Origin of the sequence: Photobacterium obscurum (assembly GCF_026191635.1) — a bacterium.
Classification (GTDB): Bacteria; Pseudomonadota; Gammaproteobacteria; order Enterobacterales; family Vibrionaceae; genus Photobacterium; species Photobacterium obscurum.
This window is the reverse complement of the sequence record NZ_JAKRRW010000010.1, coordinates 14,325-28,925: the sequence shown is the minus strand read 5'-3', so window position 1 is coordinate 28,925 and position 14,601 is coordinate 14,325. Positions and strand designations below refer to the sequence as shown.

Below are 14,601 nucleotides of genomic sequence, written 5' to 3'. Positions count from 1 at the left end.
CGGGATATTTAAGCTTCAGTCAGATAAAGGACAGGCCACGTTATTAAAAAATAACGTGGCCGTTTTGCATTATGTTTATAAAATACTATGGATACTCAGAGCATCATTACCTGAGCAACTAATAATAATGAACCAAAACCTAGCAAGAAGATAACGATTGGTAGGACAAACTTCACCCACTTGTTGAACTGAATATCAAGCATCTGCAGTGTGACTAAGACGAGGCCAGTAGGTGCTAAAAATAGCATGGCATACTGTCCCCAGTTATAAGCAGATACAACAATATCCCGAGGAATGTTTACCGTATCGGCTAACGGAGCCATGATCGGCATCGATAGTACAGCTAAGCCTGATGATGAAGGCACGACGAGGCCAAGAAGAAAGAAGACAAACATTTGAGAAACGGCAAACACACTGCCATGCATGCCTGAAACCAGATCAGATGCATAAGCGAGAATGGTATCTGAAATCATACCCTGTTCAAGCACGATATTAACACCACGAGCCATGCCGATAATTAATGACACTGCAACTAATTCAGATGCACCCTGGGTAAACGCTTCAACGGCTTCTTTTTCTTTAAGTCCCGAGATAAATATAATGATAATTGCAATTGTAAGGAAGGATGCCGCCATCTGAGGGAACCACCATCCACCCATTGAAACCCCCCAAACCATCATCGGGAACGCAATCGCAAATAAAAATAGGATTATTTTACGGCGCAAGGTAAATGGAACTTTCTCGTTTAAATCTTTTCCTTTTAAAAAACGACTTCTAAATGATTCTCTATCTGAATAGGTATAAGAGAAAGAAGGATCAGCCTTGATTTTTTTACAGTACCAGTACAAATAGCCGATGACAGTAATTGTTCCAACGACTAATCCAAATGTTCTTACACCTAAGCCCTCAGTAAATGAAATACCTGCAGCATTAGAGGCAATGACGACGGAGAATGGATTAATGGTTGAGAATGCTGTACCGATTGATGCCGCGAGAAATATTGCACCAACGCAAACAATAGAGTCAAAACCAAGCGCAAGGAAAATAGGAACCAGGATAGGGTAAAAAGCGACGGCTTCTTCCTCCAAACCACATGTTGTTCCTCCTAATGCCATAACAATACAAACTAAAGCAACAAATAAGAATTCACGACCCTTGGTTTTTTCAGATAGGCTAACAAGCCCTGCGTTAAATGCCCCGGTTTTATTGATAACACCAATCATGCCACCTAAAATCAAGATAAAAACAATAATGTCTGCACCTTCTATAGTCCCTTCGACCATGCTCACTGCGATGTCAGAGAGTCCTTTAGGTGATTGTTTTAGTTGCTGGTAGGTATCAGGTATTGCAATGGGCTTTCTAATTGTACCATTAACAAATTGCTCTATACCGATATTAATATCAAGTTTTGCTAATTCGTCTTGAGTGGCGGCAACCGTTGTTATATCACCAAAAGGGCTGGCAACTTGCAAGGTATTTTCACTTGAGTTGTATGAGAGCTTTGAGTATGAACCTGCTGGAACAATCCAAGTTAAACCAATAGCTAACAACATTATTATAAATAAAATTGTAAAGGCAGTTGGAAATTGCATTGTTTTCTTCATCTCTTTTGCTAACAGCATAATACAACCTCTGATATGTAAGATTGGCCAGTGGAGATAATCCCTTGTGGGGATAAAAATATTACTTTATGAATTGGAATTATGTCGATGATGTCGCAAATAAAGCATGTGAAATATTATTCATTATTTAAGTGTGTTGAGTGTGAATTGGTTTTTTTGAATTTAATATATGTTGTACTCTGGGGAGGGTTTTATTTTTGCTAAAAATGGAAATTAAGATGTCGGGTGTTGTAGGGTTGACAATTTGTTGCTAGTGGCGTTGTTTATAATTTAAGAGGTTAGTGTAATTGTGATTATTAAAGCCGCTTTATTAAGTTGAGTGTAGAATCACAAATTTATTAGCCGAAGAGCGTTAACCTACTTGTTCATTATTATTTTATTTTAAAATCATGAACAAAGTATTTACGCCTAGAACAGAATTTGATGCCATCCAATTTCGTCACCATCTTCATCAGTATCCAGAACTGTCATTATGTGAGAGAAATACCGCGAGCCTGATCAGTAAGCAATTACAAGCTTTTGGGTTTCATCCAAGAGTTGGTCTCGGTGGTAACGGGGTAGTGTGCACGATAGATAGTGGCCACCCCGGAGAGATAACACTGCTTCGAGCTGATTTTGATGCACTGCCAATCACAGAAAAGAGTGAGCTTTCCTATTGCTCTCAGCATCACGGGATTATGCATGCTTGTGGCCATGATGGACATACCGCCAGTTTGATGGAGGTGGCTTATAAACTCTCTTTATGCCCACCAGAATCCGGCAAGGTAATTTTGTTGTTCCAGCCTGCAGAAGAAACAGGTACAGGGGCCGCAAGCATGTTGCTTGATCGTTGGCTTGCAGCGCAGCCTGTCGATAATGTGTTTGCCTATCATAATCTTCCTGGCTATCCGCGACATGCCGTTATCGTTAAACCCGAGACGTTTGCTTGCGCATCGACAGGAGTCACGATTGAGTTGGAAGGAAAAACATCTCATGCTGCCAGGCCGGAGAATGGTATAAACCCTACCACCGCGATGCTCGACATTATCCGGCATCTGCAAGGGATGCCGAAAAGATACGCTACCGCTTTCACCTTGGTGACGGTTGTCCATGCCTCGTTGGGCGAAGAGGCGTTCGGTACCGCGCCAGGAGCAGCAAAAATATTGGCAACCTTGAGAAGCGATAAAAGTTCGGTGCTCAATACAATGAAACAAGACTTGTGTGACGCTGTTTCATCTATTTCTGTTGACGAGGGCTTAACCAGCAGTGTTAGATGGCAAGAATCGTTCAATACTGTTGTTAACGCTCCGAAGCAATGTGAGATAGTCAGTCAGCAAGCACAACAATTAGGATTATCCGTTGTAGAGCTTGATGAGCCAATGCGCTGGTCAGAGGATGTTGCTGAGTTTCTCAATAAATGGCCAGGCGCTTTATTCTGCATTGGGAGCGGCGATGAACATCCGCAACTACATAATCCAGACTATGACTTCCCAGATACAGTGATTGAGACAGCCAGTGCTCTTTTTCTTAGTATCATTAATCACCTACATTTCGAATGAATATCCCCAAACTATCTCAAGATGTTCGCTTCAGTGAGAATGAATCCGTCATCTTGAAGTAGCTTGAATATATAAAGCGAGTGTTGCATTTGTAGTACTCGCTTTCTCCTATATCAGACCTAAAGATGTTGTAAGCGACTATACTTCTCTCAATTATTAACTCAGGATTTGTTAGCAAACAGATCTGAAACGCATTCAGTCCAGTACGACTGGAGCGTATACGCTCAGAGTCGTGTCTTTATTCGCATTATGGTTTAAAGAATAAACTGATTAGGAGTAGAGATGGAATTGTTAGAAAGTTTCTTTGGAGTAATTGGTGATCTCACTTGGGGGTGGGCACTGATACCGTTTTTAGTTATTTTGGGCCTTTTCTTTACCCTCGTTACCGGTTTTGTCCAATTTACCTTTTTTGGGCGTATGTTCCATGTCTTATTGAACAAAAACCAAACCGCGGATAAGAATGCAATTTCGGGGCGCGAAGCGTTGCTATTATCCGTTGGTGGTCGTGTCGGTGGCGGTAACATTGCAGGTGTAGCGGTTGCTATTACGCTTGGCGGTCCAGGAGCTGTATTCTGGATGTGGGCAATAGCACTGGTCGGGATGGCAACAAGCTTGGTGGAATGTTCACTTGCTCAGTTGTATAAGCGTAAAGAGAACGGTGAGTTTCGCGGGGGGCCGGCTCGTACGATTATCCATGGGTTGGGAGATGACTATAAGTGGTTGGCCTATCTTTATGCTGTTTGTTTGATAGCTTCTTTTGCTATTGGTTTTAATGCCTTTCAAGGCAATACGGTTGCAGGGGCAGCTCAGGATAGCATGGGTATTGACCGCATGTGGACAGGGGCGCTACTAGCTATCGGTACCGGTATTATTATTTACGGTGGTATTAAACGTATTGCCAAAACAGCCGATGTTATCGTTCCCATTATGGCTGTCGGTTATGTGGCGATGGCGATTCTTATTATTCTGCTTAATATTACAGAGATCCCTGCGGTGATCGGAACCATTATTTCTAACGCATTTGGTTGGGAAGAAGCGGTCGGTGGCGGTATGGGGACGGCAATGGCACAAGGTTTGCGTCGGGGGTTATTCTCAAACGAGGCCGGGTTGGGTTCTGCTCCAAATGTCGCCGCAACAGCGGAGGTTACTCACCCGGTTAGTCAGGGTATTACGCAGTCTTTATCTGTGTTTATCGATACCATTCTTATTTGTAGCTGTACTGCATTCGTTATCCTGCTCGGCGACGTCTATGTTCCCGGTGCCGAAGACATTGATGGCGTGGTTCTGACGCAACAGTCGTTGGTTTCACATGTGGGAAATTGGTCTCAGTATTTTCTGACGATTGCTATTTTACTCTTCTCGATTAGTTCTATTATCTACAACTACTATCTGGGTGAGAACGCCCTGACATTCATGTCACACAATAAGCTAACCGTCCATGTTCTTCGGATAGCAGTCATCGGGATCGTGTTCCTTGGCGCTGTTGCACCGGGAGCAACTTCAGTCTTTTTCTTCTCGGATCCAATGATGGGGATACTGGCGATTGTTAACTTGCTGGCACTGCTAATGCTTTTCCCGACTTTGGTTCGTATATTGAAAGACTATAAGCAACAACTGAAAGACGGGGCAGAACACCCCGTGTTCAATCCAAACGACTTTCCTGATCTAGATATCGATCATGAAGCGTGGAAAGAGAAAAAATAACAGTTTTAGTTTTAAGGCGTTGTATTTGAAAAGCGAGTGCTGTGAAGATGGCACTCGCTTTTTTAACGCTCCTAAAAGGTTACTTATTTAGCTTTAGCTGGTTTGTTTTTTGAGTTTTGACGCTCACCGTTGCGCTTGTTCTTTGGAACGTAATTCAAAATCGAAATTGGCACTTCTTTTCTTGGCGCAAAACCTTCAATTTCTTTTCGGGTAATTAGGTGTCCTAGACGGCTTTCGATCATGCAAAGATTTTTGAAGTCATCTTTAGACACGAACGAAATTGCCTCGCCAGACGCGCCGGCACGACCGGTACGGCCAATACGGTGAACATAATCTTCTGGCGGGTAAGGCAAGTCATAGTTGATGACTCGTGTTAGATCTTCAATATCGATGCCACGCGCCGCAACGCCTGTGGCCACTAACAGCTGAAGTTTGCCCGATTTAAAGTCAGCCAGAAGCTGCGCCCGAACTTCCTGGCTTCTACCACTGTGAATGGCTTCGGCTTTAATTCCGCGCTTTTCTAGCTGACTGACTAATTTCGCCGCACCATGTTTGGTTTCGATGAAAATCAGTGCCTGATCCCATTGATTTTCTTTGATTAAATGGCTCAGTAGTGCTGATTTCTTGTCTTTATCGACGGTGATCAACCATTGGTCAATCTGCGGTGTCGTTGTAGTGTCGGGAGAAACCGAGATTTCAACCGGGTTATCGATAGCTGTTTTAGCTAACACGCGAACTTGCTTGGACAGCGTCGCCGAGAACAGTAAATTTTGTCGGTCTGCAGGTAGGCGCTCAATAATCTTATTGATGTCTTCGATAAAGCCCATGTCGAGCATCCTATCGGCCTCATCCAATACCAAGATTTCAAGCTCGTCAAAATGTACGGCGCGCTGAGTGTACATGTCCAACAGTCGACCAGGGGTCGCAACTAGAATATCAACACCTTCAATCAAGCGCTGTTTCTGTTGCTTGGCGTCAACACCACCATACATCGCTAGCGAGGTCAGGTTTAGATGCTTGCTGTATTTGGCGATGTTGTCTTCAACCTGTACTGCTAGTTCACGAGTCGGCGCAAGGATCAGGGCGCGAATACGCTTCTTGCGCTGGGTTTGGCCTTCACGCAGCATTTCTAATATCGGTAATACAAAGCTCGCCGTTTTACCTGTGCCGGTTTGCGCGGCAGCGATAAGGTTCTTACCTGTCAATATGACAGGGATTGCCTTCTCTTGAATAGGGGTGGGTGTTTTATAGCCCTGCTCGGCTACAGATTTTAGAATTGAATCGCTTAATCCAAGTTTGGAGAATGGCATTGGGAATCTCAGGTAATAATAAAAAACGCACTGTTAAGGCAAAAACAATAACAGAGGAGCATAGATAGGTATTCTAACAGAAGGAATAGCGTCTAGGATACTCAACTGTATTTCACTTGTGCCACAGCTGCTGTTAATGAAAAAGAAGCGGTAAAAGATGTAATGTAAATTCAGTTCTGTATTGCTCCAGTGGCATATGTTTGGTTGTTTTCCTGGTTGTGCGGGTAGTAAAATAGCTTAGAACACGTAAGAGAAAGGGGATAAAATGCGTCTTGTGTTAGTGATTACGGCCTTGTTGTATTCTTTTGCATCGCTGGCAGATGATCGCCAGCTGGGTGAAGTATTTATTGATCAAGCCTCGTCCGAACAACCCCTTGAGTTTATCGGAGGAGGTAACAGGCCTGTTGATAATGCGATGATCGACAAAAACAGTGTCTACCAGGATAAGAATCGTGTAGATCCGACGGAATTCGGCGCAGGCTTGAAATTTAACGCCACCGATGATTTTAGCATTTCGGTCGAGGCGGGCGGCGAGGTTATTGATAATCAAGCCATTGAAGTGGATAGCGGTTCAGTAGTGTTTGAGCTTAGTTATTAAAGCAGGACACAACGGGCTTGCTGTGTCCTGTTTGTTAGTCTCTATTTGAGAGACTTCTCTCTATATTTTTTTTAGTGCCTCTTCAATAGCTGCATCAAGTTGGCGATCTTGCCCTGTAGCAACATCTGCAGGGCCATTAAACACGGTCACATCAGGTTGCAGTTCAAGGTTTTCATAGAGTTTGCCATCAATGGTGCGTAATGGCTGGTAGGGGAACATATAGCCGACGTTCTTATAAACCTCAGACTCAATCCCCATTACTGTGGTACCGGTTCCTGGTACCGGCTCTCCCACGATCGGGCCGACGTTGAGGTCCTGGTAGTACTGGCTAAAGGCCGAAGCTTCCGAATACGATGCGGAGTTAGCTATCACGACGGAAGGTTTCAACCAGCTTCGACGGCTTGCATCTGATGCCGGTTTACCAACATGAGGCACAATATCCGCTACCTTGCGGGCGGTAAGGAACTCAATGAGGGTATCAGCCAAAAAGCCGCCACCATTGAAACGAACATCGATGATCAGTGCCTCGGCATTTCTCAGTCGTCCCAGAGCCTCAGAACGAAGGTGTTCGAAGGTGGTATTGCTCATGTCAGGCAAATACACATAACCCACCTTGCCATCAGTTTTCCGAGTTACATATTGCCTGCGGGCTATTTCCCAGCGTTTAAGAATCAGTGAGTAAGCATCGTAACTGTCAATAGGTGTCATGCGCTGTTGCCAGGTATTCCCGTTGTTGCGTTGCAACGTCAGTTCAACCGGCTCAGCAGCTTTGTTATTCAGAACAACTGCCATCTCGGCTAAAGTTTTTACCGGGACATTGTTGATAGCAACAAGGTGATCGCCGGGCTGCAACACGTAGCTTTCATTGTCAGCCGGGCCGCCAGGCAAGATCCCCTTTATGACCAAGCCTTGCGGTTTATTTTTGCCATGGTCGGCATAGGGTAGAGGATGTGCAATGTTCTGCTCGAAAATCAGCCCGAGCTCCGCTGTTGCATCTTCTTGCATGGTTTGCGCTGGCTCGGCATAGGCGCCGGTATGGGATGCATTCAGTTCACCGCTAAGTTCTTTGAGCAGGTTGACATAATCCCGGTTGTTATTAATGTGCGGAAGGAATCGTTGGTAGTTTTTGCTATAAAAATTCCAATCGATATTGCCCATGTCAGAGCGATAATAGAGCTCTTGGGTTTGCCTAACGAACTGTTGGTAGGCTGCCAGCCTTCTTGGTTCTTCCTGGTAATCGATTGGTAGCTCGATAGGAAGACTGGAAAAGTCGCCTGTTGCTGTATCAATTTCTACGACTTCGCCTTCTAATAGCAGGTAGACATAGTTTTGGTCTGCCGTGACATGGATGGCGGTTGCCAAAGGTTGGTCGGCAAAGACGGGGTGGGACTCCTCGGTTCTAAGGTTATAGATAAAACCACGAGTGGTTTCTTCACCATCCGGGGAGGCAACGAGATCGATGACCAGCAAGTTATCGCCGAGCAAGTGGGTTTCTAATACTGTTGTGGAGAAAGGCAGGTGGAAAGCTTCTCGATACTCAATATTTCTGGCCGAAAATGGATAGCTTGCCACTTCTTCTGGCAGTTCTGCGTCAAGCTTGAAGTCATTCATCGCGGTACTGTTGGTAAAAATACCGGTGACAGTTTCACCCCAGTCCTCACCGTCAGCTGTTTTCAGGCCATATTTTGAGGTTGTCCAAGTAAGAATGCGGTTGTCCTGGCTCCATTTTGGCTTGCCGTTGTAGAAACCGTTTTGCGATACATTGACTGCCGGTTTATTGCCTTCGGCATCAACAACATATATTTGTTCTACATATGGCCGCGGAGAAAGATGAACGGCCAGTTGGGTAGAGTCGGGTGACCACACAAACTCTAATCGGTTTGATTCACTGACCATATCGGCGGCAATGAGTTCTTTGCTGGTGTTTGGCCGTGCGATTGTGTCTGTGTTCGCATTGGCACGGTCATCTGTTGAAAGCAATGAAGGGACTTTATCGAGCCATGATGACTCAGGAGGATTGGCGTTGAAGCTGTCCAGATCAATGACGTGAAGTGCGCGGCCATCAATAACAAAGGCCAGTTTTAGGCCATCAGGGGAATAGACAGGTTGTGATACATGGTGACCTGGCAATACTAGGAAAGGCTGTTCATTGATAACAGCCGCATTGGACAGCATTTCCTCGGCGTTGGTCGAGCTGGCAATGTACAAGCCCCAGCGTCCTTCTCGCATGGCAGAGTACGCCGCACCATAACCATCAGGAGTGAAGGTCATTTGTTTTTCTTCAGTTGCAGTATGCGTCAGCCTTTTCACTTTTTTGCTGCGGGTATTCATCGCATAGATGTCGCCATAGGAACTAAATAGCAACTCGTCGGCATCAAAAGCCGATGGCACAAAATCTGTTGCAATATCGCTGTGGAAGAACTGGCTCGGTTTGACGCCGTAACTGTTAATTTTGATATCAAGCTTGTTAGGTGTTGCTTGATCTTCTGTTAAACGATAAAGCTCGCCATTGTAAGAGAACGCTAAGTCACCATTGCTGGCAACCGATAGGTGGCGAACTGGGTGGTCAGCTAATGAGGTGATCTGTGTTTCTTGTTTGGTACTTAGGTTATAGAACCAAACATTGAAATTACCACTTTTCTCGCTGAGGTAATAAAAGCCGGTATAGTCGCTGTTCCATTGAGGCTTTTGCGCAGCAACTTTATTCTCTGTCAATTGCTGGTGTTTGCCTGTTTTTGCATTAAATAGCCAAATAGTCGGAACGGCATACGAGCTCTGGTGTTTCCTGAACTGCTGGTCTTTATGCGGTGAATTGTAGAGTAGCTGTGTATGAGTGGCGTTCCAGACTGCGTTCTTTGCCGGAATAGGCAGCAGGGAATGTGCTGCTTTGGTATTTAGATTAATACTATATAATTGGTTGCCTTCAGTGCCGAAGGCACCGTCAGGCAGACTGTAAAAATCCTGATTATCGGCAGTCAGGCGGGTGGTATTGAATAGTACCGTTTTACCATTGTCAGCAAAGGCCGTCGGAATGTCGGCAGCTGAGTGGTAGGTCAGGCGAGCCATTTTCCCCGATTTTAGTGAAACAGTGAATACATCATCATTGCCGTAAGGGTTGGCTGCAAACGCCAAAGTTGTGTTGTCCGGAGACCAAACCAGCGAGTGTGGGTAAAATTCGCCGTTGGTAATTGCTCGTGCGTTTCCGCCTTTGCTTGAGGCAAGGTAAATACGGCTTTGATAGGTAAAAGCAAGCTGTTTGCCATCTGGTGACAGCGCGCTATTTCGCAACCACAGAGGCTTCTCACTGAGTTGATCGGTTGTTACTTGAGAATTAGCTGCAAATGCCGGCGAAAGTGAGCTGGCAATTAGTGTGGCAAGAAGAGAGCAGCGGGTGAAAAGTCTCATGACAGGATCCTTGTTTGTCTTTTTGTTGTCACCATTAATGAACGCCGTTCATATATACCATGAATACGTATTTGTGCAATATGTGTCTTATGTATGTTTTTGTCGTGAGTGAAGTGATAATAAGAATAAGAGAAAGGCCACACTTTAAGATGATAAAGCATGGCCGCTCAAGTCAGTTAGAATGATGAAAGCAAGAAAAATACGGCCATGCTAATAACGGCAGTCAACAAAACATTTTCTCGCTTCCTGGCGACGATTGCAGCCACTAACGCGGCAATAAGGTAAGGGTTTTGCCATGTGAGGGTGAGATGACCATTTGCCAGAAAGACGATAGGCGCCCAAATAGCCGTGAGGATCGCGGGGCTTGAATAGCTCAGAAGCTTTTGTGTTTGGGCATTGAGTCGTAATGGGAGTTTGGGTTCCAGAAACAAATAGCGACTGAAGAAAACAAGCAAGGTCATCGCCAAAATAGTAAGCCATATCATGCGTTACCTCCTTTGGGCGCTTGATTGTCATTGCTAGTGAAGTACTTGTCATAACTATATCCCGCGGCCATAGCAGCAAAGCTCGCAAGCATTAGTCCCCCCTCAATGTTGTAGGCTTGCAATACAACAGAAAGCACCATGGCAATGATAACGGAAATTAATACTGAAGCACTTTTTACCGTTGGAATCACGATCGCAATAAAGGTCGCTGCAATGGCAAAATCGAGTCCAAGGGTGTCTAGGTTTGGAATAAATTTACCGGCAACAATGCCTGCAAAGGTGGCTAAATTCCAGCAGATATAAAACCATAATCCCGCTCCCAAAGCGTACCAGCGATTGAACCGTTCAGATGATTGGTGGCCGCATATAGCAAAGAGTTCATCGGTTAGGAGAAAACCTAAACCAATCCGCCAACGTAATGGCAGCGGACTGATCTTATCGCGCATTGTAATGCTGTACAGTAAGTGACGAGAGGTTATGAATAGCGTAGTCAGTAATATCGTCGCCAAACCGGCACCAACCTTTAGGAGTCCAGTCGCAACCAGTTGTGCCGAGCCCGCGAACACAATTGCTGAGAGTGCTTGGCTTTGGAGTGGGTCAAGTCCAATATCAATAGCGAAAGATCCCGCCAGCAGCCCCCATGGGATCACCGCAATGCAAAGTGGTGTTACAGCTAACGCTCCTTGACTGAATAAAGAACGTTTGGTTTTTGATTGCTGATTATTCGCCCATTTATCAACTTGCGAGGTTCTGTTGCTGCATTCGTTTGAAGTGGATGTTTGCATGGTGTGTCTTTTCGTTATTTTCAGTGATGCCTTTCACTTTAAGAATTAACCACGATACAAACTTGTATATTATTGCTGAATAGTCGCAGTCGATACAGGTATGAGTGGAGCTAGCTACGTATGATTTGCTTGGAAAACTGACCGGGAGTAATGCCCATTGCTTTTTTGAAATGTCGGTGGAGGTGGCTCTGATCGTGAAAGCCTGCTTCTTGAGCTGCGTCTGAAACAGTGTGCCCTTGCCGAAATAATTTTTTCGCTAGGCGCAGGCGAGCTTGAATCTGATAGGCGTGTGGTGGAAACCCGTATTCTTTTTGAAAGGCACGAACTAGATGATAAGGACTGAATGACGCTAGTGTTGCAAGGTCCTGTAGCGAGATATCGGCGCTTGGAAAGTCATCAAGAAACTCTTTAACTAGTTTTAATTGGCGCTGGGCTTTTGAAATAGCTTGGGGAGAGGTTTGTTTCTTCCCATGTTTGCACATGAGTTTAGTGAGAACACTGTAAAGTAGTGTTTCCCTTAATAGGCGATTAGTCGAATTATCCAGTGTTTCAAACACAAGACGTAACTGGTTAGCAAGCTCCGGGTCATAAACAACTGGGGACGGAAAGTATGGCGCCCCATTGCCCGATAAGCCTGAAGTTAACTCTTGGCTAATCGTTTCAAATTGTTCTGGAAGGGGGTACATCGCTTTATAAGACCATCCGCCTTCAGTCGCAGAGTGGCCGTTGTGAACTTCATCAGCATTAACTAGGATGATGCTGCCTTGTGGGGCGACATGATTACCACCTGTACGATAAAACTGTTGGGCTCCATTTTCGATTACTCCAACGGTATAGCCTTCGTGGCTATGACGAGAAAAGTTTTGCCGGTGGTAGTTAGCATTCAGTAAATCAATACCGCCTAACTCGTCGGCAATACTATATGTTGCCTGTTCAACTAAAACTGGTTTTCTTGCCTTCGCTGGTGAGTTTTTCGGGTTGTCTTTTTTATAACTCACATTCTCCATCGCCTGTTTTCCATAATTTGTCGTACTTCCTGTGAGTATAACGAAGTGTTGTTGGAATCGTTTGTACAAAATTGCTCTTAGTCGTATTACCTGAACTACAAGCAATATGGGATCTATCAGAGTTAAAGGGATATTTCTCTTACAATCGTGTGCTGATAGAGATGAAGTGAATAGTAGGGCAGAATGATGTCTAGCTTCTAAGAGGCAATTTTATCAATCGGTTGGGCAGGAACAGAACCGCTCGCGGTTAAGCGAGCGGTATTTTTTATGTTATGGAATCTTACTATTAGCGATAGGCTAACTTGTAGTGAGCCATTTCGGTTCGCATGCCCATCAGCAAGCTTACACACATCGTTAATAAGATGATGGTAAATGGTAAGGCTGTCGAAATTGTACCGGCTTGAAGCGCTTGCATTGCCTCTGTACCACCAACCCAAAGCAGAACAGCAGCAACTGCCCCTTCAACGGTTGCCCAGAAAATACGCTGAGGAACGGGAGCATCGACTTTACCGCCCGCAGTAATACTGTCGATAACCAGTGAAGCGGAGTCTGAAGAGGTAATAAAGAACACCATGATAAGGATGATCGAGATCACCGAAAGCAGTGTGCTTAATGGTAACGCCTCATAAACATTGAACATCGCAAGAGTGATGTCTGTTAAGCCGTTTGCGCCGAGCTCACCCACTTTATTAGCAACCTGGTCAATGGCAATACCACCAAATACAGACATCCAAACGAGTGTAATTAACGTCGGGATGAAGATCACTGCAATGATGAACTCACGTACCGTACGGCCCTTGGATACACGCGCAATAAACATACCCACACATGGTGACCAAGAAATCCACCAGGCCCAGTAAAATACTGTCCAGCCATGCATCCAAGTTTCGTCTTCACGGCCATGAGGGTTACTCAGTGGGATAATGTTCTCAATGTAGCCCATAAGCGTTGTTGGCAGCGTACTCATTGCTATCGCAAATCCAGCCAATGTTACGAATACAAGCAGTGCAAAGGCAACGAGCAGGTTAGCATTACTGAGGAGTTTCACCCCGCCATCGATACCGCGAACAACAGAGATCACTGCCAAGCTGGTAACGAAAATAATTACACCAATTTGCAAGCCAATACCTGCATCGATATCAAACACATGACTAATACCGCTTGCAGCCTGCTGCGCGCCAAGGCCAAGTGAGGTCGCAAGGCCAAACAGCGTTGCGATAACCGATAAAATATCAATGACGTGACCAAACCAGCCCCAGGTGCGGTCTCCAAGAATTGGGTAAAAAATGGAGCGCATTGAAAGCGGAAGGCCTTTGTTAAAGGCAAAAAAAGCGAGTGACAGCGCGACAATTGCATACATTGCCCACGGATGAAGGCCCCAGTGGAACATGGTTGCTCCTAAGGCGATCTTAGCGGCCTCAGAGGTATATGCTTCGACACCCAACGGGGTTTCATACCAACCTGTGTAGTAAGCCACAGGCTCTGCGACCCCCCAGAACATTAGGCCAATACCCATTCCGGCCGCAAACAGCATTGCAAACCAAGAAGCATTGGAGTGCTCTGGTTTTGCGTCTGAACCACCGATGCGGATCTTACCAAATGGGGAGGCAACTAAAACTAAACTGAAAATCAAAAAGATATTGCCAGACCACATGATCAAACCATCGAAGTTATTAATGATCTGCCATTTGATACCGTCTAGCACTGATTTGGCTGTCGAGGCATCGGTTGCAAGGAGTGCAACGATGAACAATATCATCAGTCCGGCACTGATGCCAAAAACAGGGTTATGAACGTCAAATCCCCACTTCTGGATGTTGTCCTGGCCAACTGTATAGTCAGTATTGTCGATACTGTACTTGTCCCTAACTTGTGACATTTTGTTCCTTAATCGCTTAGTACACTAAGTATTTCAAATGGCGTTGAACCGTTTATTGGTCATCAATTAAAGTGAAATACGTTAGTGCACTTAATAAAAAATTCGGAGGGAAGATAACAAAAGTAATAATAAAAACCAAATTTATCTGGTTTTTGCCGAATAAAGCTGCACATTCATGCATAAAAATGAATGTTTTTAAGGCTAAAAAAGGTTAGTTGTCTAATCATTTGGTGGCTTGTTGTGTCTAGGGCGGGGGAGTGGGATTGAA

10 protein-coding genes are annotated in these 14,601 nt (G+C 44.9%); 3 read left to right on the top strand and 7 right to left on the bottom strand.

The annotated features are described in order from the left end of the window. Positions 1 to 95: 95 nt before the first annotated feature. Positions 96 to 1,622 (bottom strand): YfcC family protein, encoded by a 1,527-nt coding sequence (locus MD588_RS13795; protein ID WP_265697941.1) that lies wholly within the window; start codon positions 1,620 to 1,622, stop codon positions 96 to 98. Positions 1,623 to 2,011: 389 nt separating this feature from the next. Between MD588_RS13795 and MD588_RS13790 the strand changes: the two genes are divergently transcribed. Both MD588_RS13790 and MD588_RS13785 read left to right on the top strand, forming a co-directional pair. Next, positions 2,012 to 3,160: an amidohydrolase gene (locus MD588_RS13790; RefSeq protein WP_265697940.1), complete on the top strand. Its 1,149-nt coding sequence runs from the start codon at positions 2,012 to 2,014 to the stop codon at positions 3,158 to 3,160. 282 nt (positions 3,161 to 3,442) lie between these two features. Further along, on the top strand, positions 3,443 to 4,864 hold the full coding sequence (locus MD588_RS13785) for an alanine/glycine:cation symporter family protein (protein WP_265697938.1): 1,422 nt from the start codon (positions 3,443 to 3,445) through the stop codon (positions 4,862 to 4,864). A gap of 83 nt (positions 4,865 to 4,947) precedes the next feature. Here MD588_RS13785 and MD588_RS13780 read toward each other — a convergent pair whose 3' ends face one another. Then, on the bottom strand, positions 4,948 to 6,174 hold the full coding sequence (locus MD588_RS13780; protein ID WP_265697936.1) for a DEAD/DEAH box helicase: 1,227 nt from the start codon (positions 6,172 to 6,174) through the stop codon (positions 4,948 to 4,950). Between the two features lie 265 nt (positions 6,175 to 6,439). Here MD588_RS13780 and MD588_RS13775 point away from each other — a divergent pair, with 265 nt between their 5' ends. Next, positions 6,440 to 6,772, top strand: coding sequence for a hypothetical protein (locus MD588_RS13775; protein WP_265697935.1), 333 nt, complete (start codon positions 6,440 to 6,442; stop codon positions 6,770 to 6,772). A 60-nt stretch (positions 6,773 to 6,832) separates the two neighbouring features. Here MD588_RS13775 and MD588_RS13770 read toward each other — a convergent pair whose 3' ends face one another. The 5 genes from MD588_RS13770 to MD588_RS13750 all read right to left on the bottom strand — a co-directional run bounded on the left by MD588_RS13770 (position 6,833) and on the right by MD588_RS13750 (position 14,333). After that, positions 6,833 to 10,177, bottom strand: coding sequence for a S41 family peptidase (locus MD588_RS13770; RefSeq protein WP_265697934.1), 3,345 nt, complete (start codon positions 10,175 to 10,177; stop codon positions 6,833 to 6,835). 176 nt (positions 10,178 to 10,353) lie between these two features. After that, on the bottom strand, positions 10,354 to 10,662 hold the full coding sequence (locus tag MD588_RS13765) for an AzlD domain-containing protein (RefSeq protein ID WP_265697933.1): 309 nt from the start codon (positions 10,660 to 10,662) through the stop codon (positions 10,354 to 10,356). After that, positions 10,659 to 11,447, bottom strand: a complete 789-nt coding sequence (locus MD588_RS13760; RefSeq protein WP_265697932.1) for an AzlC family ABC transporter permease — start codon at positions 11,445 to 11,447, stop codon at positions 10,659 to 10,661. Before MD588_RS13760 ends, MD588_RS13765 begins: the two co-directional genes overlap by 4 nt. A 110-nt stretch (positions 11,448 to 11,557) precedes the next feature. Continuing rightward, a complete protein-coding gene (locus tag MD588_RS13755) occupies positions 11,558 to 12,454 on the bottom strand; it encodes an AraC family transcriptional regulator (protein ID WP_265697931.1) in 897 nt (298 codons plus the stop codon). A gap of 286 nt (positions 12,455 to 12,740) precedes the next feature. Beyond that, on the bottom strand, positions 12,741 to 14,333 hold the full coding sequence (locus tag MD588_RS13750; RefSeq protein WP_265697930.1) for a BCCT family transporter: 1,593 nt from the start codon (positions 14,331 to 14,333) through the stop codon (positions 12,741 to 12,743). Positions 14,334 to 14,601 lie beyond the last annotated feature (268 nt).

Excerpts from the sequence above, each read along its gene's own strand:
- MD588_RS13795 (WP_265697941.1), bottom strand. The coding sequence starts at position 1,622 with ATGCTGTTAGCAAAAGAGATGAAGAAAACAATGCAATTTCCAACTGCC.
- MD588_RS13790 (WP_265697940.1), top strand. The coding sequence starts at position 2,012 with ATGAACAAAGTATTTACGCCTAGAACAGAATTTGATGCCATCCAATTT.
- MD588_RS13785 (WP_265697938.1), top strand. The coding sequence starts at position 3,443 with ATGGAATTGTTAGAAAGTTTCTTTGGAGTAATTGGTGATCTCACTTGG.
- MD588_RS13780 (WP_265697936.1), bottom strand. The coding sequence starts at position 6,174 with ATGCCATTCTCCAAACTTGGATTAAGCGATTCAATTCTAAAATCTGTA.
- MD588_RS13775 (WP_265697935.1), top strand. The coding sequence starts at position 6,440 with ATGCGTCTTGTGTTAGTGATTACGGCCTTGTTGTATTCTTTTGCATCG.
- MD588_RS13770 (WP_265697934.1), bottom strand. The coding sequence starts at position 10,177 with ATGAGACTTTTCACCCGCTGCTCTCTTCTTGCCACACTAATTGCCAGC.
- MD588_RS13765 (WP_265697933.1), bottom strand. The coding sequence starts at position 10,662 with ATGATATGGCTTACTATTTTGGCGATGACCTTGCTTGTTTTCTTCAGT.
- MD588_RS13760 (WP_265697932.1), bottom strand. The coding sequence starts at position 11,447 with ATGCAAACATCCACTTCAAACGAATGCAGCAACAGAACCTCGCAAGTT.
- MD588_RS13755 (WP_265697931.1), bottom strand. The coding sequence starts at position 12,454 with ATGGAGAATGTGAGTTATAAAAAAGACAACCCGAAAAACTCACCAGCG.
- MD588_RS13750 (WP_265697930.1), bottom strand. The coding sequence starts at position 14,333 with ATGTCACAAGTTAGGGACAAGTACAGTATCGACAATACTGACTATACA.